General features: G+C 27.7%; 23 protein-coding genes. 18 read left to right on the forward strand and 5 right to left on the reverse strand.

Annotated features, from left to right (window positions below):
* Window positions 1–42: 42 nt before the first annotated feature.
* The gene (locus ABY298_RS01340; RefSeq protein ID WP_372744185.1) at window positions 43–477 is read right to left on the reverse strand and encodes a hypothetical protein; all 435 of its coding nucleotides are present in this window, start codon (window positions 475–477) and stop codon (window positions 43–45) included.
* Between the two features lie 260 nt (window positions 478–737).
* Here ABY298_RS01340 and ABY298_RS01345 point away from each other — a divergent pair, with 260 nt between their 5' ends.
* Window positions 738–1178: a cold-shock protein gene (locus ABY298_RS01345; RefSeq protein ID WP_372744186.1), complete on the forward strand. Its 441-nt coding sequence runs from the start codon at window positions 738–740 to the stop codon at window positions 1176–1178.
* Window positions 1179–1250: 72 nt separating this feature from the next.
* Here ABY298_RS01345 and ABY298_RS01350 read toward each other — a convergent pair whose 3' ends face one another.
* Entirely contained in the window at window positions 1251–2750 is a 1500-nt protein-coding gene (locus ABY298_RS01350) for a S41 family peptidase (RefSeq protein WP_372744187.1), read from the reverse strand.
* Window positions 2751–2888: 138 nt separating this feature from the next.
* Here ABY298_RS01350 and ABY298_RS01355 point away from each other — a divergent pair, with 138 nt between their 5' ends.
* The 5 genes from ABY298_RS01355 (at window position 2889) to ABY298_RS01375 (ending at window position 7437) form a co-directional block, all read left to right on the forward strand.
* On the forward strand, window positions 2889–3398 hold the full coding sequence (locus tag ABY298_RS01355; RefSeq protein WP_372744188.1) for an RNA polymerase sigma factor: 510 nt from the start codon (window positions 2889–2891) through the stop codon (window positions 3396–3398).
* Window positions 3385–3807 carry a hypothetical protein gene (locus ABY298_RS01360; protein ID WP_372744189.1) on the forward strand — a complete coding sequence of 141 codons (423 nt, stop codon included), beginning with the start codon at window positions 3385–3387 and terminating at the stop codon, window positions 3805–3807. The genes ABY298_RS01355 and ABY298_RS01360 overlap by 14 nt, the downstream gene beginning before the upstream one ends.
* A gap of 7 nt (window positions 3808–3814) precedes the next feature.
* Entirely contained in the window at window positions 3815–4333 is a 519-nt protein-coding gene (locus ABY298_RS01365; RefSeq protein ID WP_372744190.1) for a DUF4252 domain-containing protein, read from the forward strand.
* A gap of 1 nt (window position 4334) precedes the next feature.
* Entirely contained in the window at window positions 4335–4880 is a 546-nt protein-coding gene (locus tag ABY298_RS01370; protein WP_372744191.1) for a DUF4252 domain-containing protein, read from the forward strand.
* A 121-nt stretch (window positions 4881–5001) separates the two neighbouring features.
* Window positions 5002–7437, forward strand: coding sequence for a M1 family metallopeptidase (locus ABY298_RS01375; RefSeq protein ID WP_372744192.1), 2436 nt, complete (start codon window positions 5002–5004; stop codon window positions 7435–7437).
* A 207-nt stretch (window positions 7438–7644) separates the two neighbouring features.
* On the opposite strand, the gene ABY298_RS01380 is transcribed toward ABY298_RS01375, so the two are convergent.
* A complete protein-coding gene (locus ABY298_RS01380; RefSeq protein WP_372744193.1) occupies window positions 7645–8052 on the reverse strand; it encodes a helix-turn-helix domain-containing protein in 408 nt (135 codons plus the stop codon).
* 315 nt (window positions 8053–8367) lie between these two features.
* Here ABY298_RS01380 and ABY298_RS01385 point away from each other — a divergent pair, with 315 nt between their 5' ends.
* From ABY298_RS01385 to ABY298_RS01415, 7 genes are all read left to right on the forward strand, one after another.
* Window positions 8368–9480 (forward strand): M14 family zinc carboxypeptidase, encoded by a 1113-nt coding sequence (locus ABY298_RS01385; protein ID WP_372744194.1) that lies wholly within the window; start codon window positions 8368–8370, stop codon window positions 9478–9480.
* 69 nt (window positions 9481–9549) lie between these two features.
* Window positions 9550–10029: an Lrp/AsnC family transcriptional regulator gene (locus ABY298_RS01390; protein ID WP_372744195.1), complete on the forward strand. Its 480-nt coding sequence runs from the start codon at window positions 9550–9552 to the stop codon at window positions 10027–10029.
* A gap of 101 nt (window positions 10030–10130) precedes the next feature.
* Window positions 10131–12134 (forward strand): thiamine pyrophosphate-dependent enzyme, encoded by a 2004-nt coding sequence (locus ABY298_RS01395; protein ID WP_372744196.1) that lies wholly within the window; start codon window positions 10131–10133, stop codon window positions 12132–12134.
* 76 nt (window positions 12135–12210) lie between these two features.
* A complete protein-coding gene (locus ABY298_RS01400; RefSeq protein ID WP_372744197.1) occupies window positions 12211–13380 on the forward strand; it encodes a sensor histidine kinase in 1170 nt (389 codons plus the stop codon).
* Entirely contained in the window at window positions 13373–14434 is a 1062-nt protein-coding gene (locus ABY298_RS01405) for a response regulator (RefSeq protein WP_372744198.1), read from the forward strand. Before ABY298_RS01400 ends, ABY298_RS01405 begins: the two co-directional genes overlap by 8 nt.
* A 110-nt stretch (window positions 14435–14544) precedes the next feature.
* Complete coding sequence (locus ABY298_RS01410; protein WP_372744199.1) at window positions 14545–14988, forward strand: Hsp20/alpha crystallin family protein; 444 nt, start codon at window positions 14545–14547, stop codon at window positions 14986–14988.
* 69 nt (window positions 14989–15057) lie between these two features.
* Complete coding sequence (locus tag ABY298_RS01415) at window positions 15058–15507, forward strand: hypothetical protein (protein ID WP_372744200.1); 450 nt, start codon at window positions 15058–15060, stop codon at window positions 15505–15507.
* Between the two features lie 396 nt (window positions 15508–15903).
* Here ABY298_RS01415 and ABY298_RS01420 read toward each other — a convergent pair whose 3' ends face one another.
* A complete protein-coding gene (locus tag ABY298_RS01420) occupies window positions 15904–16596 on the reverse strand; it encodes a pseudouridine synthase (RefSeq protein ID WP_372744201.1) in 693 nt (230 codons plus the stop codon).
* Window positions 16597–16761: 165 nt separating this feature from the next.
* Here ABY298_RS01420 and ABY298_RS01425 point away from each other — a divergent pair, with 165 nt between their 5' ends.
* The 5 genes from ABY298_RS01425 (at window position 16762) to ABY298_RS01445 (ending at window position 19470) form a co-directional block, all read left to right on the forward strand.
* Window positions 16762–17241, forward strand: coding sequence for a lipocalin family protein (locus ABY298_RS01425; RefSeq protein WP_372744202.1), 480 nt, complete (start codon window positions 16762–16764; stop codon window positions 17239–17241).
* Window positions 17241–17948, forward strand: a complete 708-nt coding sequence (locus ABY298_RS01430; protein ID WP_372744203.1) for an OmpA family protein — start codon at window positions 17241–17243, stop codon at window positions 17946–17948. Before ABY298_RS01425 ends, ABY298_RS01430 begins: the two co-directional genes overlap by 1 nt.
* 212 nt (window positions 17949–18160) lie before the next feature.
* Window positions 18161–18928, forward strand: coding sequence for a sulfite exporter TauE/SafE family protein (locus ABY298_RS01435; protein WP_372744204.1), 768 nt, complete (start codon window positions 18161–18163; stop codon window positions 18926–18928).
* 4 nt (window positions 18929–18932) lie between these two features.
* Window positions 18933–19112 carry a CPXCG motif-containing cysteine-rich protein gene (locus ABY298_RS01440; protein ID WP_372744205.1) on the forward strand — a complete coding sequence of 60 codons (180 nt, stop codon included), beginning with the start codon at window positions 18933–18935 and terminating at the stop codon, window positions 19110–19112.
* A 22-nt stretch (window positions 19113–19134) separates the two neighbouring features.
* Window positions 19135–19470 (forward strand): Dabb family protein, encoded by a 336-nt coding sequence (locus ABY298_RS01445; protein WP_372744206.1) that lies wholly within the window; start codon window positions 19135–19137, stop codon window positions 19468–19470.
* A 3-nt stretch (window positions 19471–19473) separates the two neighbouring features.
* Here the strand turns inward: ABY298_RS01445 and trxA are convergent, their stop codons facing one another.
* The gene (gene trxA, locus ABY298_RS01450) at window positions 19474–19764 is read right to left on the reverse strand and encodes a thioredoxin (RefSeq protein WP_372744207.1); all 291 of its coding nucleotides are present in this window, start codon (window positions 19762–19764) and stop codon (window positions 19474–19476) included.
* Window positions 19765–19809: the final 45 nt, after the last annotated feature.

Here is a 19809-nt window from a genome sequence, read left to right on the forward strand (position 1 = left end):
CCTGAATACTATATTCAGGTTATATATTTTAAGTATTGTTTATTAATAAAGTAGTTGTTTTTTTAATGCATTTTTTGAAAACCATACCAAAAATGCAGCTATAACTATAACTAAAAGTGGCATTATAGCATTATTTATACTAATTACAATAAACTTTTGAATAAAAAATGTGTAAACAGATTGTGCTATAACGGTTATAAATGATAATATAAATATTGGATTTGCCCATTTTTTTCTTAACAACAATCCTAAACAGCCTAAAGTGCCAGCAAAAACAGCAATTGCAAAAGCTGCAGTAACCCACATTGGTAGGTTATTATAATAAGCTTGTTCACTTTCTGGAAGCATTGCTTTAGCTTCATCTGTTAAATAAGCTTGTCTTAAATAAGCAAAAACACCTAAAAGATTCCATAATAATGCAATACTGCTAACTATCCAAAATGATAATTTTGGTTTAGACTTTGATAAATTGGACATAATATAAAGATTTGATTAATTTTTTGAAGTTAATAAATTCTCTGAAAATTAGCAACTTACAAATTTTGATAAATTGCTCTAAAAGTTATATTAAAATATAAAAATTATTTTTATGTGAAAATACATTTCAAAATGTCAAAACTTAGTTTTATATTTGTGCAATTCAAATTTTTTTAATATTATTAATCAAATACAACACTATTAATAGTATTAGTAGTAAAACATAAATATAAATTCATTTAAAACATTTAAAAACATTAATGGCTGGATCACAAGAAACCTTTGGTAAAAAAGAAAGAGAAAAAAAACGTTTAAAGAAGAAACAAGATAAACTTCTTAAAAAAGAGGAGCGCAAAGCTAGTGGTCAGGAGAGCGAGTTTGTATATGTAGATGAATTTGGACAGTTAACAGATACACCGCCAGATCCTTCAAGAAAAATAAAGGTTGATGCGGCAAGTATAGAAATTGGAATTCCTAAAAAAGAGGATAGAGAAGAAGAACCAGAATTACCAAAAGAAGGTAAAGTTTCATTTTTTGATACTTCAAAAGGATTCGGATTTATTTTAGATTTAAATACACAGGAAAAATATTTTGTTCACGTTAGCGGATTATTAGAAGAAATTAAAGAAAACGACAAGGTAACATATGATCTTGAAAAAGGTTTAAAAGGTTTAAATGCTGTTAGAGTTAAGAAAATTTAATTGCTTACATACAATAAAAGAAAAACCCGTAAATTTAAATTTACGGGTTTTTCTTTTTAAATAAGTTCTTTATTAATTAAATCTATTTAATAAACCATCTGGAAGTTTTTTATCAATATGCATTCCAGTATTATATTTTGATTCTCCTGTATATTCTTTAAAATCATTTAGGAAAATAGAAGGTTTCTTACTTGTTGCCGCTTTTCCACTTGGAGAAATTTGCTCAATTGCTTTGGCTAATAAAGGCTCTGTTTCTAGTCCTAACTCTTGAAAATCAGAAACATACTCAATAATTTCTATTGTTGGATCAAAACCATCTTTATCATTTACTCCTAATTTATTTACAGTTTCTAAAACAATTGGCTGTAATGCCCAAGTATGATTAGCATTTAAATTACTTCCACTTCTTCCAAAAGTATCAGAATCATATAATGTAATTGATCCGGTATATTTTCCTGATGTTGTTGTTCCAACAGTTACCACATCAATATAAGGGTTTAAGCCATTGATAATTAACTCGCTAGCTGATGCGGAGCTTCCTGTAGTAATTACATATACTTTAGTTAAATTTAAACTATTTATTGGGTATTCTACTGAAACATCAGAATCATCGGTTACAACTAATGTATTTGTAAAATTGTTTTCAACCCAATCTGGATGATTTGTTTCAAACCAACTTTGTAATTCTGTATTCCATTTTTCTTTTGCAAATAATTGACCATTAAACTGACCAGTAATCATACTTGCTAAATAAACAGATGTTTGCACAGAACCACCACTGTTATAGCGTAAATCTAGTACTAATTCTGTTGCTCCTTCAGCTTTTAATTGTGCAAAAGCATCGTTTAACTCCTTATCAAAAGAACTTGTAAACGCATTATACATTAAATAACCTATTTTTTTTCCACCAACTTCTAATGTTTTTGTAATATAAACAGGATTTTCTTGATATTCGCTTTTTGTTAATGATACAGATTTTCCGTTAGAAATTGGGTTTCCACTGTTTAAATCAGCAAAATTCATAGTATAAGTGTCTTGAGCAAGTAAAGTACTGTAATTGTCTATTGTTAATTGCACGCCGTCAATAGCATTAAATACATAACCTCTTTTTACATCTTTTGTAGAAGCATCAGAATTTGGTAAAATATAACGTACGTAGCCTAAAATATTGTAATCACTGCCAGACTCATAAGATAATCTATATTCTACACCATTACTAGTGCTAATTCCATCAAATGAATTTTCTAACGCAACATAATCATCAACAATCCAAGACCATTTATCTACAGAAGATCTATTATAAATTAAACTTTCAAAAAATTCTTCAGGATCTGGATACGATGATAAATAAGTATAATAACTATTTGTATAATCATCTTTAGAATCTGCTAAATTTGCAATATTATCTTTCCATAAGTAATAACTATTCATTGCTTCCCAAATAAAATCCTGAATTTCAATTTCAGAATAATCAATGCTTGTTGTTATTGTAGGGGAATCATTACTTTTAGTACACCCAATAATAAATAAAAGAGATACAAATAATGATAGTTTTAAACTAACTTTTTTCATGTGAATTATTTTAATTTTATGTTATATGTCGCAATATATTAATTATTATTACATTTTTTTAATGTTATTGTTACAAAAACGAATGTTATTCGTCATAATTGTGTAATCGACTTAAAAAAGTAAATCCAAACTTAAAAAATGAAGCAGTCAGATTTTTTAAAAACTGTAATGCCTTTTAAAGATAAGGTATTTCGCTTGGCAAAACGGTTGTTAGTTTCTACCGAAGAAGCAGAAGATGCTACACAAGAGCTATATTTTAAACTTTGGAAAAACAGAACTAAGTTAAAAGATTACAATAGTGTTGAAGCATTTGCTATGACTATGACAAAAAATTATTGTTTTGACAGGTTAAAATCTAAACAAGCTAGTAATTTAAAATTGGTGCATAGTAATTATCAAGAAAACGGAACACCTTTACAAACACAAGTAGAATTAAATGATAGTGTAAGTTTGGTTCAAAAATTGATTGAGAACTTACCAGAGCAACAAAAAATTATAATACAATTAAGAGATATTGAAGAATACGAGTTTGAGGAAATAGCAGAAATGCTACAAATAAATCCAACAGCAGTAAGAGTTTCACTATCAAGAGCAAGAAAAACAATAAGAGAACAATTAACAAAGCAACATAATTATGGAATTAGCTAACATAGAAAAGTTGTTGGAAAAATATTTAAATGCAGAAACTACCATTGCAGAAGAAAAAGAGTTGAAAAACTATTTTTTAAAAGGTAATGTAGCGCCACATTTAAAAGAATATGAAACACTATTCGGATATTTATCAACTAGTAAAAATGAACGATTTACAAAAACCATTCAATTAAAAACTAAGAAAACGAATTGGAAATGGTTATCTGTAGCCGCATCAATAGTTTTACTAGTAAGTGTTTACATTGGATATCAAAAAAACCAAGAGCGAAAAGCTGAAAAAATTATGGCCGAAACACAAATGGCTTTAGAATTACTTTCAGTTAATTTAAACAAAGGAACTGTTGCAGTAACACATTTACAACAGTTCGAAACCACAAAAAACAAAGTATTTAAACAACCTAAATAAGTAAAAAATGAAAAAAATAATAATAGGAATAGCAATTGTAGCCTTTTCAATTTCAAATTATGCACAAACCTCTGTTTTTGATAAATTTGAAGAAATGAATGATGTTACTACAGTTGTAGTAACTAAGGAAGCTTTTAAAATGGCAAGTAAATTTGGTGGAAATAGTCCGGAAGCCAAAGATTATATGGATATGGTAAAAGGATTAAATAATTTAAAAGTTTACACTACAGAAAGTACATCTATTGCTAAACAAATGAACGATGTAGTAAATGGATATTTAAAATCTTCAAAACTGATAGAATTAATGCGTGTAAAAGATAAAGATGCCAATGTTAAAATTTACGTTAAACCAGGAAAAGATGATGATCACGTTAGCGAATTATTAATGTTTGTAAGTGATATGACAAATAGAGCAAACCAAGAATCTGTAATTTTATCTTTAACCGGAGATATTGATTTGAATAAAATTGCAAAATTAACAGAAGGATATATTCCAAACAGTGGAAAACAATTAAAAAGGCATTAAAATGAAAATATTTTTTAAAAGTATAGGGTTATTTTTAATTGCAATTGCCACTTTTAGCTGCAACTCCAGTCCATCATTACAACAGTATTATGTAGATAGTAAGGAGAATAATGAATTTATTTCAATTGATTTACCTTCAAGTATTTTACAATTAAAAGAAGAAGAAGTTTCTGAAGAAGTAACAAATACATTAAAAACAATTAAAAAAGTAAATTTTTTAGCATTGCAATTAACCGATTTAAATAAAGAACTGTTTGCATCGGAAAAAGAAAAAGTAAAACAAATTTTAAAAAATCCAAAATACAAGCAATTAATGCGAATGAATGGAGGAAAAGGAAATGTAAGTATTAATTATTTAGGAGATGAAGAAGCAATTGATGAAGTTGTAATATTTGGAGCAGATAATACTAAAGGTTTTGCATTGGTAAGAGTTATTGGAGAAAACATGAATCCAGCTGATATTTTAAAAATTTCTCAGCAAATTAAACTAGATGGAAATTCCAATCAGTTACAACAACTAGAGGGATTGATGAAAAGCATCAATTAAAATTGTAGTATAACAAAAATAATATAAAAGCCATACTGTAAAGTGTGGCTTTTTAACTATCTATTAACTTCAAAAAGCAATAAATATGTTATTTTTGAACCTTTAAATTTAATAGTATAACATGAAAAAAATAATAATAGCATTAATTTTATTATTGACCTTACAAATAACAGCTCAAAATAAAATTTATCAAGCTGAACGAGAAAAAATTAACAGTTTAGTTCATACAAAATTAAAGGTTGATTTTAACTTTCAAAAAAGCCAATTAAATGGAGAAGCGTGGATAACTTTAGAGCCATATTTTTACCCAACAAACAAAGTTGTTTTAGACGCAAAATCATTTGAAGTTAAAGAGGTTAAGGTGAATAATGTAAAGGCAAGCTTTAATTATTCTGATAACGAAATTACTATAGATTTAGGGAAAACGTATAAAAAAGGAGAACAATATCTTGTGTACATAAAATACATTGCAAAACCAGAAGAAGTTACTCAAAAGGGTAGCGCTAATATTACGGAAGCAAAAGGGTTGTATTTTATAGATCCAAAAGAGGAAGATCCAAATAAACCAACGCAAATTTGGACACAAGGAGAAACAGAATCTAATAGTTGTTGGTTTCCAACAATAGATTCGCCAAATCAAAAAACTACTCAAGAAATTTACATGACTGTTCCAAATAAGTTTGTAACACTCTCTAACGGAACCTTAAAAAGTCAAACCAACAATGCTAACGGAACACGAACTGATTATTGGAAAATGGATCAGAAACATGCGCCATATTTAGTTTTTATGGGTGTTGGAGAGTTTAGTGTTGTAAAAGATAGTTGGAAAAATATTCCTGTAGATTATTATGTAGAGAAAGAATATGAAAATGTAGCGAAAGATATTTTTGGCAAAACGCCAGAAATGTTAACTTTTTTCTCTGATTTAACAGGTATTGAATATCCTTGGGATAAATACAGTCAAATGGTTGTGCGCGATTATGTAAGTGGAGCTATGGAAAATACAACGGCAGTAATTCATGCAGAAGATGCGCAACAAAGAAAAGGACAGTTAATTGATAATAATGAATGGGAAGGAACCATTGCTCATGAGTTATTTCATCATTGGTTTGGAGATTTAGTAACTACAGAAAGTTGGGCTAATTTAACAGTAAATGAATCTTTTGCAACCTATAGTGTTTATTTATGGTTTGAGCATAAATACGGTAAAGATAGAGCTGCAGCACATATGTATGAAGATGTACAAACGTATTTACAAAGTGAAAGTGAAGACAAAAATTTAGTTCGTTTTTATTATCATGATAGAGAAGATATGTTTGATACGGTAAGTTACCATAAAGGAAATGCTATTCTTCATATGTTACGAGATATTTTAGGTGATGATGCATTTTTTCAGGGAATGAATACTTATTTAACCGAGCATAAATTTGGAACAGCAGAGGCACAAGATCTTCGTTTAGCTATGGAAAAAGTGAGTGGTAAAGATTTAAATTGGTTTTTTAATCAATGGTATTATGGTAATGGACATATAAAAATGAATGTTACTTATGATGTAAACACCATTAACAAAAAAGTTACCGTAAACATTCACCAACCAGGAAAAGTATTTAAATTTCCTATAACAATTGATGTTTATGAAACTACCGGAAAAAACAGCTATAATGTTTGGGTAGATAGCGAGCAAAATTCATTTACATTTCCTTTTACAAAACTACCTGAACTAATTAATGTTGATGCAAAACACGTACTTTTAGCAGAGATTTCTGATAAAAAAACAATAGATAATTATATCTATCAGTTTAATAACGCGCCGCATTATTTAGATAGAAGATTAGCTTTAGAAGAGATTGTAAAAGAGCAATCTACAAAAGAAGCTTATGAAACGGTTTTAAAAGCCTTAAATGATCCGTATTATGAAATTAGAGTAATAGCTTTAGAAAACATTGACTTGTTTCAAAAATACAATAAAAAAGATGCCATTTTAAAAATAGAAAATTTAGCTCAAAAAGATAACAGCACTTTGGTACAAGCTGCAGCTTTAAAGGTTTTAGGAAAATTATTAGATCCTATTTATAAACCTTTATTTGAAAAAGGAATAAACAATCCTTCATTTGCAATTACAGGAAGCTCATTAATCTCGTTGTATCAGTTAGATAAAACAAGTGCTTTAAATAAATTAAAATCTTTAGATAAAGATACAAAAGAAAGTTTATCAGATGCTATTACAACTATTTACATCAATGAAAAAGATAAAAGCAACTTGCCATTTATTGCAAATCATGTGTTAAAGGGAATGTTTTTATCACAAGATGCCAGAACTCAATCATTATATGGTGAGGCTTTTAAATGGATTGCAGAAAGTGACAACAAAGAAGCTATTAGTAATTTAACTAATGATTTTGTGAAATTAGGATTACAATATAAAAAGTATAATTTTGATAAAATGGCTGTTAATATGCTAAATCAAATGGTACAAAAGCAATTGTTATCTTCTAACAAAAATAAAGACGAACTTATTTTAATATTAAAAACAGGAATGGCTAAACTTATTGAGTAGTTATATTCTTAAATAATAAAAAAGGCTTCTAATATAAATTAGAAGCCTTTTTTTTATGTTAAAAAATCTGGTAATTATTTTTAGAATGCAATTTAATTATATCAGTATTTTTTCATTTTTAAAAACAGAATTTATTATAAAGTAAAATTTAACTCTTCAAATTAATTAATACCTAAGCAATGGTATTTAATTTTTTAAACAAACATATTAACCTGGTTTATAATTTTTAAAAGTTCCGTTTTTATAAAAAATTACAATTCTATCAATCTCTTCATTTTTAGAATAATTATCAGATGCAATTTTTTCATTCACTATTTCAATTGGTTCTTGTGTTTTTTCTTCCTCTTCAGAAAATAGTGTTGGAGTAGGTTTAAATGTTTGATTTTTAATTTTTGGAAAATTACCAATACCATTTAAAAGCCAGTATAATTCTACTTCAGGAAATTCTTTTAATATTTTAAGAACAAAATCTAAACTAGGTTTATTTCGCCCCGATAGGATATGAGATATACTTGAGCGTTGTACATCAATTTTTTCAGAAAATTGAGCAGCAGATAATTCATAATAATCCATCACTTTATTCAATCGTTCCGCAAATTTTTCAACATTTACCATTGTTTACAAATGTAATTTAATTCCTTGTCACAAATGTAATCATTTCCAGTGAATTAATCAATAAAGTGCCATAAAAAAGATTTTAAAACCCTCAATATACCTATATTTCAACTTTATATGAATGTATATAAAGTATTAAATAACAGTACTATACAATATTTACATAAAATATATCTATACACTTAAATATTCAGTTGTTTTAGTAGAATTTATGAATTAAAATTACAATTACATTTGTAAAAAGAGTGTGAAAAAAGACTTGTTACAATTGTAAACTATCTTATATTTACATTTGTAACCAGATAAAAACAGAGAATGAATTTAATAAATAGCAAACAGTTAGATAATTGGTATAAAATCAATTTTGAATCGGAATTAAAAGGACGTAGAATTTTATTTGAAGATATAGAACCATTTATAAATAAATTATCTTCAAAATTTAAAAAGGAAATAATTGGTTATTCAGAAAATAATATTCCTATTTATAAAATATTTATAGGAACTGGAGCTATTAAAGTGTTAACATGGTCGCAAATGCATGGTAACGAAAGTACAGGAACAAAAGCATTATTCGACTTATTTAACTTTTTTGAATATCCAACAGCGGAGTTTGAAACCATCTCAACTACTATTTTAGACTCTTGTACGCTACAATTTATTGTAATGTTAAATCCAGATGGAGCCATTAAATTTACAAGAGAAAATGCCAATGATATTGATTTAAACAGAGATGCTGTTGATAAAAAAGCGGTTGAAAGCAAGCTATTGCGCAAGCATTTGGACAAATTTAAGCCTAAATTTTGCTTTAATTTACACGATCAACGCTCAATATTTAATGTTGATGGAACTGGAAACCCAGCAACAATATCGTTTTTAGCGCCATCTGAAGACTTAGAACGAACAATTACCAAAGGAAGAACCGAAACAATGAGCGTTATAGTAGCAATGAATGCTTTGTTGCAGCAAATAATACCTAATTGCGTTGGTAGATATACAGATGAATTTTATCCAACGGCTACCGGTGATAACTTTCAAAAGTTAGGTTACAACACCGTTTTAATTGAAGCAGGCCATTATAAAAACGATTACGAAAGGGAAATAACACGTAAATTCAATTTCTATGCTCTTTTGCAAGGAATCTATTTTATTGCAACAGATAAGGCATATAATAATTATGAACCTTACTTTAAAATTCCTAATAACAATAAAATGTTTTTAGATAAAATTTATAAAAACATAGAAATTATTGAAAATAATGAAACCGTAAAAAGAGATATAGGAATTCAGTATAAGTTTAAAGTAATTAACGGAAAATTAGAAAGATACGAAGCTATTGAACAAATTTCAGACTTATCTAAATACTATAGCGATAACGTTGTAAATGCGGAAAATTTAAAATTTGATGAATTAAAATTATCAAATTCGTAAATATTTTGTTTAATTATCCGATTTTTTTAATATTTTTGCTAAATATTTTATATTTAACAATAACAAAGTATGAAAAAATTTATGTTAGATGAGATTGATCATCAAATTCTAGATATTCTTATAGAAAATGCAAGAACCCCTTTTACAGATATCGCAAAAAGTTTAGTTGTATCAGCCGGAACTATTCATGTGCGCGTTAAGAAAATGGAAGATGAAGGTATTATTAAAGGTTCAACCCTTACATTAGATTATGAAAAAATGGGTTATTCTTTTATTTCTCATGTGGGTATTTACTTAGATAAAACATCAAAAACAATGCAAGTTGTGAACGATTTAAAGAAAATACCAAACATAACTGTTGCGTATATTACTGCAGGAAAGTTTAATGTTTTCTGTAAAATTAGAGCAAAAGACACAACTCATGCAAAAGAAATTATTTTTGAAATTGATGATATAGATGGTGTTTCAAGAACTGAAACAATGATTTCTTTAGAAGAAAGTATAAATGATAAAACACGTTTAATGCATTCTATTTTTAGAGAGCTTTAAATACTTATATACAAATATTTATAAATACCTTATCATTTTTTATGATAAGGTATTTTTTTTTACCACAAAAGTGTAAATTTGATAAGTAACTATAACTACTAATGAGAACACACTTAGGCTCAGTAACTAAACTTGTTTATTCAATTGGAGATTATTCAAATTCCCAATTATTAGATTTGTATAAATCAATGTTAAAACCTCGTTTAATTGAGGAAAAAATGCTCATTTTATTACGCCAGGGAAAAATTTCAAAATGGTTTTCAGGAATTGGACAAGAAGCCATTGCTGTAGGTGTTACAAAAGCATTAAGCTTTGATGAATATATTTTGCCAATGCACAGAAATTTAGGTGTTTTTACCGAAAGAAATGTGCCATTATTCAGGCTTTTTGCACAGTGGCAAGGAAAAGCAAGTGGATTTACAAAGGGCAGAGATCGTTCTTTTCATTTTGGAACTCAGGATTATAAAATAATTGGAATGATTTCGCATTTAGGACCGCAATTAGGTATTGCAAATGGAATTTCATTAGCCGATTTGTTAAAAAATCAACCAAAAGTTTGTGCTGTTTTTTCTGGTGAAGGCGGAACAAGTGAAGGAGATTTTCATGAAGCATTAAACGTAGCTTCGGTTTGGAATTTACCTGTGTTATTTTGTATTGAGAACAATGGTTACGGTTTGTCTACTCCTGTAAAAGAGCAATTTAAATGCGAAAATATTGCCGATAAAGGAATTGGATATGGAATGGAAAGCTACATAATTGATGGGAATAACATTTTAGAAGTCTATTCTAAAGTTACAGAAATTGCTGAAAGTGTTCGTGAAAATCCACGTCCAATATTATTAGAATTTAAAACCTTTAGAATGCGCGGACATGAAGAGGCTAGTGGTACTAAGTATGTTCCAAATGAGTTAATTGAAAACTGGGCACAAAGAGATCCTATAGATAATTTTCAACATTTTTTAATGATAAACAATATACTTACGCCAGAAATGGAAGTTTCTATGAAGGAAGAAATATTGTTTGAAATACAAGAAAATTTAGAACTAGCTTTTGATGAAGATCCGATAGAATCTTCTATTGAAAATGAATTAAATGATGTTTATAAAAAGTTTAATTTTAAAGAAATTGTAAGTTCATCTAAACCTTTAAATATACGGTTTGTAGATGCTATTTCTCAAGGGTTAAAGCAAAGTATGGAGCGCTATAATAATTTAATTATTATGGGACAAGATATTGCAGAATATGGTGGTGTTTTTAAAATTACTGAAGGGTTTTTAGAGCAGTTTGGTAAAAATAGAGTTAGAAATACACCAATTTGCGAATCGTCTATTATAGAAACTGCTTTTGGACTTTCTATCAACGGAATTAAATCTGTTGTGGAATTACAGTTTTCTGATTTTGTTTCGTCAGGTTTTAATCCGGTAATTAATTTGTTGGCAAAATCCTATTACAGATGGGGACAAAATTCTGATATTGTATTAAGAATGCCTTGTGGTGCTGGAGTAGGCGCAGGACCTTTTCATAGCCAAACAAATGAAGCTTGGTTTACAAAAACTCCAGGTTTAAAAGTTGTGTATCCTGCTTTTCCATATGATGCAAAAGGTTTACTGGCAACAGCTATTGAAGATCCAAATCCGGTATTATTTTTTGAACACAAAGCATTATATCGTTCTATATATCAAGAGGTTCCAGAAGAGTATTACACAATTCCTTTAGGGAAAGCATCCGTTATTAAAGAAGGAAATGATTTTACACTAATAACCTACGGAGCTGGCGTTCATTGGGCAATTGAAGTTGTTGAAAAGTATCAGTTTTCGGCGGATATTATAGATTTAAGAACCTTACAACCTTTAGATGAAACTACAATAATTGAATCTACCAAAAAAACAGGAAGAGTATTGGTTTTGCATGAAGATACTTTATTTGGCGGTATTGGTTCAGATATTGCTGCGCTTATATCAGAGAAATGTTTTAACTATTTAGATGCTCCTGTAATGCGCTTAGGTAGTTTGGAAACTCCAATTCCATTTGCAAAAAACTTAGAAAATAATTATCTGCCAAAAAATCGGTTACATTCAAGTATTATAAGTTTGTTGAAATTTTAATTTTTTTGAACTATTTGATTTTTATCATACTATAAGAATCCTTTAACCTTTAACTTTAACTTAAATTGTTAAAGCTATGGAATTAAAAGAAAAAATTGGATTTTACAAAGTTTGCTTCGATTCTATGCAAGCAGGTATTTTGGTATTTAATGATTTTGGCGAAATTGTTATAGCAAATACGCCAATTTCTATTTATTTTGAATATTCTACTTATGAACTTCAAAACTTAAAAGTTTGTACATTATTTAAAGATTGTAGTGTTTTTAAAAATTTTCAGCAAAATCCAGAAAAGAAAAAATTTAAATCGCTGGTAGAATTAACTGGAGTTAAAAAAAGCGGTGCAAAATTAATTGTTGAAGCTAGTTTTGGTAAAATTTCTTATGAAGGAAACAACTACTTTAAACTGTTATTAACAGATATTACAAGAAGAAAAAAGAAAGAAATTAAAATTCAATCTTTAAATGTTCAATTAGAAGAAGAAGTTAAATTACGAAATATAGAACTGGAAAGTGTTGTTCAAAAATTAAGAAAATCACTTAGTAAAGAAAAGGAATTAAATTTTTTAAAAACCAAATTTATAGCATTAGCATCGCACGAATTTAAAACGCCATTAGCGGCAATTTTAAGTTCAACAGAATTGATGGCAAAGTATAGCGATTTAGATAATGTTGAAAAGCGAAATGAGCATTTAAAGAAAATAAAATCTATGATAAGTCATTTAAACCACATGTTAGATGACTTGTTAACACTTGAAAACATTGAGGCTGGTGAAATAAACTTAAGTTTATCTAATTTTAAATTGAGTGATTTAATAAAAAATATTTCAGCAAACACAAAACCTTTTTTAAAGAAAAAACAGCAATTAATTTTTGAAAATGAGCAGGATTGTGAAATTTATCATGACAATAAAATAATTACAATTATTCTTAAAAATTTAATTTATAACGCCATTAAATATTCTAATGAAAAAGAAACAATAAAGGTTTGTGTATTAACTAATAAAAGAAATATTTATTTTACAATTGAAGATCACGGAATAGGAATTCCTATAAGTGAACAAAACTTAATTTTTAACCGGTTTTTTAGAGCTAAAAATGCTTTGTACTATCCCGGAACAGGAATTGGTTTAAACATTGTAAAAGGATATGTGCAAAATTTAAATGGTACAATTTCATTTGAAAGTGTTGAAAATAAAGGAACAATTTTTAAAGTTCAATTACCAAAAATGAATAATAATCATGGCTAAAAAGGTACTTTTAATTGAAGATGATAGAATTGTAAGAGAAAACACCTCTGAAATTTTAGAACTAGCAAACTATAAAGTTAAAACTGCTGAAAATGGTAAGTTGGGTATTTCATTGGCAAAATCTTTTTTACCAGATATAATTGTATGTGATATTTTAATGCCCGAACTAGATGGTTATGGTGTTTTGCAAATTATTTCTAAAATACCAGAACTAGATCAAATTCCGTTTATTTTTTTATCTGCAAAAACACATCATCAAGATTTAAGAAAAGGAATGGAATTAGGAGCAGATGATTATATAAACAAACCTTTTGAAGAATCTGAATTATTAAGAGCGCTAGAAACACGTTTAAAAAGGGTAGAAGCTTTTGATAATAAATCAAAAACAACCAAAAATAAACCACTGTTAAATCAATCTGAAACAACGTCTGCCATAAATATTAAAGATTTAGATCAGTTTTTAAGTCATAAACAACTATTTAAATACAAAAAAGGAGAAACCATTTATTGCCAAGGAAATAAAAGCAATCATATATTTTTTATAAAAAAAGGAAGCGTTAAAACCTATAAAATTAATGAATTTAGTAAAGAGCTAATTACAGGGTTTTATTCTGAAAATCAATACTTTGGATATGCTTCATTTATTGCTCGTCAACCACATGCAGAATATTCAAAAGCTATTATAAATACAGAATTGTATAAAATAACTTATGATGAAATTTCAGCAATTATAAATAACAACCATAATATGTTATTTGAATTTATCGATTTTATGGTTAGTAAAAACGTTTCTTATAAAGATAAAATGTTATTGTTTGCGTATGGTTCTGTTCGTAAAAAAACGGCAGAAGTATTACTTAATTTACATAAGGACTTAAATTTAAATGCCAAAAAAGAAATAAGTATTAGCAGAAGCGATTTGGCTGATTATATTGGTATAGCTAAAGAAACTTTAGCAAGAACACTGCACGATTTTAAAGAGGAAAAACTGGTAAAATTCACCTCTAAAACTATTACTATTTTAGATACTAAATTGCTTAAAAAAGTACAGTAAAAAAATGTAATAATTGACAACAATCATTTTTTGTATTGATTTCAATCATTGTAATTTTTGAATTCTGGTAGTACTTTAGACCTACTAAACTGAAACTAAATATATTTATTATGTCACTAATAAGATTTAACCGACGTTTTCCTATGTTCGATGCTATGTTTCCTGAAATATTGGATACAGATAGTTTATTTAACGAGGATTTAGTTTTAAGTAATAACTGGGTACCTGCAATAAATGTAAAGGAAAACAAAAAAGACTTCGAGATTGAAGTAGCTGCACCAGGTTTTTCAAAAAAAGATTTTGAAGTGACCATTAAAGATGAGATTATAACAATTTCAGCTGAAAACAAAAATTTAAAGGAAGAAAAAGAAAAAGATTATTCACGTAAAGAGTTTTATTACAATTCATTTAAACGCTCATTTACATTACCAAAAGTAATTGATTTCACAAAGAAGATTGATGCTAAGTATGAAAATGGTGTTTTAAAAATTCATTTAGAAAAATTGGATGTTTTAAAAAATGAAGAACACAAAAAAGTGATTGAAATAAATTAATCTTCTTTTATGGAACCCAAGAAGATGCAAAATTCTCTTGGGTTCTTTAAAAAATAAAAATAAAATAATATGAAAACGCTTAATTCAACAAGACAAAGAACACCTTATTTAAAAGCAGGTATAGAAGAATTACATCAAAAAACAACCAAATGGATTTCTGAAATTGAATTTATAAAAATTGAACAAGATTTTTTAAAGGAAATGTTATCAGAACATATTATTAGTTTGTGTGAAATGGAAAATTTTAAAACTGCTAAGTTGTTTTTAAATGGTATAGAACACGAAGGAAAATTGGGCGCAAAGTTATTGTTAGATATTAAAGATCATAAAATGAATTTAGCATTGCTAATGGAAAACATTTATATGAAAAAAGAAGATGACTTTAGAAAAAAACATACTGAATTAAAATTAGAATTAGACAATTATATTCAAAACTTTAAGTATATAAAAGAACAAGTGTTTAAATTAGTTTTGCAAATTATGAAAAAGGAAAAACAACAAAAGTTACTTCCTCATTAGCAAATGAATTTAAATATTCAACCGTTTTCAAATTTTAGGTTCTTTGAAATTTTAACTAATTTAATACCCGTTATAACTAAAAACAAGAAGATATTGGGAATTAAAAATTCAATTAATAAGTCAAATTAATTATTGGGGTGAGATTTATTTGGTTAGTAAAAGTTGGATTCGTAAAATTTTGAAGTAGTAAAATATGTAGAACATAAATTTGAAAACGGTTTTTTTAAATAAGAGTACTTACCGTTTTTAAGTTTAAATTTTAAAAACAAATTATTTAGATAAAAGTTTTAGCCATACATTGTGGACGTGACAATTAAAAAAGCTAAAACCTACATTATGTAGTTCTTAAATTAATTTTGTTAAACAATAAGTTTAAACTTGAAAGCGGTTTGTATTTTATATTTTCCAACTAAATTTTTCCATAATTAATTTCCAGTCGTTTGGTAAAGTGGCAGAAATTTCAATATTTTCAGATGTAAACGGGTGCTTAAACGCTAAGCAATGTGCGTGTAAAAAAAGGTTGGCACAAGAAAATTCAGTTTCAAACATTCTATTATGAAACCTGTCGCCATATTTATAATCACCAACAATTGGATGGCTAATTTTATTCATATGAATACGCAGTTGATGCATTCTTCCTGTAGACGGCGTTAATTTTACCAAACTATACCTAGAATTTTCATACGGATGCACAGCTATATTACATAAAGCTGTATTTAACGGTTCGCATAACGTTTCTGCGTTTTTATATACTTTTGTATCTGCATTTTTTACAGGAGAATCAATTAAAAGAGTTTCAGTAAAAAAACCTCTAACAACTCCTAAATATATTTTTTTTATTTCATTAGAGTTAAACAACGCTTGAAAAATAGCAACGTTTTCTTTCTGTTTTGCCAAAACCAATACGCCTGATGTTTTTCTATCTAATCTATGCACAGGATAAAAAGGCATATTTAGTTGTTCTTCTAAAAGTTCCAACAAAGTAGCATCTTTTATATTGCGGGCATAATAAGAATTGTGTATTAAAACATTATTTGGTTTATTAATTACAATAATATATGTATCTTCAAAAAGAATTTCAATTTTCATGAGGCAAATATAGTTGTAAAATATGGAGTTTAATTCATAATTTATTCAAATAAAACATTAAAAAAGTTCTATTATTTTAATATTTCTAATCAGTTTTATTTATAAATTTGCTTTGTGTTAAAATGTAATAAACACATCAAAAAAAAAATTAAAAACAGAATACTTATGAAAAAATTAATTGTAGCAGTTTTACTGATAGCGTCTGTAATTTCTTGCGGAACTAGTAAAACAGTTAGAACATCAAAAAAAGTTATTAAAGGGGAGTGGGTTTTAAACTCCGTTACACATAACAAGGTTGGCACATATAATATATCCTTATTAAATGATGCTACTAAAGAATGCTTTGAGGGTAGTTCCTGGAAATTTATACCAAACAACAATACTGGAACATATATAATTAATGGAGCAAATTGTAATGAAGGTGAACGTAATTTTATTTTTACCATTCAAGAAATTGATCCAGCAACTGGTTTGTATGATTTTTTACTAAAACCAACCAATGAAAAAAATAAATCTGAAGATAATAAAGGATTTAGATTGGAACTAGCTCAATTATCAGATACAAATATGACTTGGGTGCAAACATTAAACGTAAACGGAAACCCTTTTATAATTACTATGAATTTTACTAAAACTATTGAATAATGAAAACTATAATAAAAAAAATTACAATTAGTATTTTATCGTTAACTGTACTAATAAATTTAGGGGCTTGTAGCGCTACGCAAAATGCAAACAACTCTCAAAAAGGTGCTGTAATTGGTGCTGCTGGAGGTGCTATTTTGGGTGCTATTATTGGAAATAATACAGGAAAAAAAGGTAGCGGCGGAGAATTAGGTGCTGTTATTGGTGGTGTTGTAGGTGGAACTGCAGGGGTTTTAATTGGTAAAAAAATGGATAAACAAGCACAACAAATAGAAGAAGAAATTCCTGGTGCAACTGTAGAAAGAATTGATGATGGAATTGTGGTAACGTTTGATGAAAATAGTGGAGTGTTTTTTGAAACTAATAAATACAATATTAATTCAGCTTCAGATGCATTACTTACAAAATTAGCAAATATTTTAAAAGAATATCCTGATACAAATGTTTTGGTTGTAGGACATACAGATAGTTCTGGAGCAGATGCATATAATATGACACTTTCTAAAAATAGAGCAGAATCTGTAACTAATTTTTTTACAAGTAAAGGTTTAGCAGCAAGCAGATTTACTACTAATTGGTACGGAGAAGAGCAACCAGTTGCAGATAATTCAACGCCAGAAGGTAGAGCAAAAAACCGTAGAGTTAATTTAGCAATTATTCCTAATGAAAAAATGAAGGAAGATGCTAAAAACGAAACTGGAAATTAATTCTTTTTAAAGAATTTTATAAAAAAAGGCTAGTTAAAAAGTTAAATTTTCGTCAACTTGAACTTTATTCAGGTTCTCATATTAATTATTAATTTGTTAATGAGACTCTGAAATAAATTAGAATGACAAGGTTAGCTATTTTTTAACTAGCCTTTTTTTGTTTTATTAAATCAATATTAAGTACCTTTGAACACTTCAAAAATTATAGCATATTGCAGTCTTTAACACATTTATTAGAACCATACCAATTATCCTTATTTAGCTTTTTAATGGCTTTTTTAGCAGCCATACTTTTAGGCGTTGGAAAAGCAGGAGTAAAGGGACTGGGAGTATTAATTGTATTATTAATGGCATTTGTTTTTGGAGGAAAAGCTTCTACAGGAGTGTTAATTCCTTTAATGGTTTTGGCAGATTTATTTGCTGTAATTTATTACCACAGAGATACACAATGGCATTATTTAAAAAAATTATTGCCAACTATGTTTTTAGGTGTTTTAATTGGTGTTTGGGTTGGTAATGATATTTCAGAAGAATTGTTTAAACAAGTAATGGCTGTTTTTATTTTAATAGCAGTAGCTGTTATGATTTATATGGAGAAAAAGAAAGCAAATGATATTCCTAGCCATTGGGCATTTTCAAGCGGAACAGGATTATTGTCTGGAATTTCATCAATGATTGGTAATTTAGCTGGTTCTTTTTCTGATATTTATTTTTTAGCAATGCGCTTACCAAAAAATGAATTTATAGGTACAGCTGCTTGGTTATTTTTTATAATAAATGTTTTTAAATTACCATTTCATATTTTTGTATGGAAAACGGTTACGTGGAGCACTTTAAGCTTAAATTTATTAATGATTCCTGGAATTGTTATAGGTTTTTATGCAGGAGTAAGTGTTTTAAAAAGAATTAATAATCAATTGTATAGAAAGTTAATTTTTGTGGCAACCGCAGTTGGAGCCTTATTAATTTTGATTAATTAATTCTATGGAAGAACATTTTTTTCAATGTCCATATTGTTGGGAACAAATTTCTATGTTGTTGGATTCTTCTATAAAAAGTCAAACCTATGTTGAAGATTGCGAGGTTTGTTGCAATCCAATTGAACTTAAAGTAATATTTGAAGAGAACACTCTTACTGAATTAAATATCAATAGTATAGAATAATAATAAAGTGTAAAAAATAATTATGATACGTGCAGAAAATAAATCAGAAAAAAGCATTCAACACATGGTGTTTTTTTGGTTGAAAAATCCTTTAGATGAAAAAAGTAGAGCTATTTTTGAGAATTCTATGCGAACACTTTTAAGTACTTCTAAATTTACAAAAAATGCGTATTTTGGCATTCCTTCAAGTATAAATCGTGCTGTTGTAGATACAAGTTATACGTATTGTTTAACAATTAATTTTAAGAATTTAGAGGAGCATAATAACTATCAAATAGATTCAGCACATAAATTATTTATAGCCGAATGCTCTAATTTATGGGATAAAGTACAAATTTACGATTCTGAATCTTTGTAAATTTTATAAAATAGCTTGTTTTAACTGACTTACGGTTTGCATTCCAGATTGTCGCCAAGTTTGCTGTCCATTTTTAAAAACCATAAAGGTTGGTACTCCTTGAACTTGGTATTTTGCAGCTAATGTTTGATTGGTATCTACATTTATTTTTATAATACTCACACCATCTTTTAATTCCGATTTTAATTGTTTTAAAATAGGCGCCATATTTTTACAAGGACCACACCAATCTGCATAAAAATCAACCAATACTGGTACTTTTTGATTTATTATTTCGTTAAAGGACTTTTTCATTTTAAAATAAAATTAATTGTATTTTAAATTTACAAAATTTGCTAT

It is taken from the genome of Lutibacter sp., assembly GCF_041596795.1.
In the GTDB taxonomy this organism is placed as follows: Bacteria; Bacteroidota; Bacteroidia; order Flavobacteriales; family Flavobacteriaceae; genus Lutibacter.

Coding starts and splice junctions, on each gene's coding strand:
- ABY298_RS01440 (WP_372744205.1), top strand. CDS start 18,933: ATGGAAGAACATTTTTTTCAATGTCCATATTGTTGGGAACAAATTTCT.
- ABY298_RS01420 (WP_372744201.1), bottom strand. CDS start 16,596: ATGAAAATTGAAATTCTTTTTGAAGATACATATATTATTGTAATTAAT.
- ABY298_RS01425 (WP_372744202.1), top strand. CDS start 16,762: ATGAAAAAATTAATTGTAGCAGTTTTACTGATAGCGTCTGTAATTTCT.
- ABY298_RS01340 (WP_372744185.1), bottom strand. CDS start 477: ATGTCCAATTTATCAAAGTCTAAACCAAAATTATCATTTTGGATAGTT.
- ABY298_RS01355 (WP_372744188.1), top strand. CDS start 2,889: ATGAAGCAGTCAGATTTTTTAAAAACTGTAATGCCTTTTAAAGATAAG.
- ABY298_RS01345 (WP_372744186.1), top strand. CDS start 738: ATGGCTGGATCACAAGAAACCTTTGGTAAAAAAGAAAGAGAAAAAAAA.
- ABY298_RS01395 (WP_372744196.1), top strand. CDS start 10,131: ATGAGAACACACTTAGGCTCAGTAACTAAACTTGTTTATTCAATTGGA.
- ABY298_RS01350 (WP_372744187.1), bottom strand. CDS start 2,750: ATGAAAAAAGTTAGTTTAAAACTATCATTATTTGTATCTCTTTTATTT.
- ABY298_RS01430 (WP_372744203.1), top strand. CDS start 17,241: ATGAAAACTATAATAAAAAAAATTACAATTAGTATTTTATCGTTAACT.
- ABY298_RS01405 (WP_372744198.1), top strand. CDS start 13,373: ATGGCTAAAAAGGTACTTTTAATTGAAGATGATAGAATTGTAAGAGAA.
- trxA (WP_372744207.1), bottom strand. CDS start 19,764: ATGAAAAAGTCCTTTAACGAAATAATAAATCAAAAAGTACCAGTATTG.
- ABY298_RS01445 (WP_372744206.1), top strand. CDS start 19,135: ATGATACGTGCAGAAAATAAATCAGAAAAAAGCATTCAACACATGGTG.
- ABY298_RS01400 (WP_372744197.1), top strand. CDS start 12,211: ATGGAATTAAAAGAAAAAATTGGATTTTACAAAGTTTGCTTCGATTCT.
- ABY298_RS01370 (WP_372744191.1), top strand. CDS start 4,335: ATGAAAATATTTTTTAAAAGTATAGGGTTATTTTTAATTGCAATTGCC.
- ABY298_RS01365 (WP_372744190.1), top strand. CDS start 3,815: ATGAAAAAAATAATAATAGGAATAGCAATTGTAGCCTTTTCAATTTCA.
- ABY298_RS01390 (WP_372744195.1), top strand. CDS start 9,550: ATGAAAAAATTTATGTTAGATGAGATTGATCATCAAATTCTAGATATT.
- ABY298_RS01385 (WP_372744194.1), top strand. CDS start 8,368: ATGAATTTAATAAATAGCAAACAGTTAGATAATTGGTATAAAATCAAT.
- ABY298_RS01375 (WP_372744192.1), top strand. CDS start 5,002: ATGAAAAAAATAATAATAGCATTAATTTTATTATTGACCTTACAAATA.
- ABY298_RS01410 (WP_372744199.1), top strand. CDS start 14,545: ATGTCACTAATAAGATTTAACCGACGTTTTCCTATGTTCGATGCTATG.
- ABY298_RS01360 (WP_372744189.1), top strand. CDS start 3,385: ATGGAATTAGCTAACATAGAAAAGTTGTTGGAAAAATATTTAAATGCA.
- ABY298_RS01380 (WP_372744193.1), bottom strand. CDS start 8,052: ATGGTAAATGTTGAAAAATTTGCGGAACGATTGAATAAAGTGATGGAT.
- ABY298_RS01415 (WP_372744200.1), top strand. CDS start 15,058: ATGAAAACGCTTAATTCAACAAGACAAAGAACACCTTATTTAAAAGCA.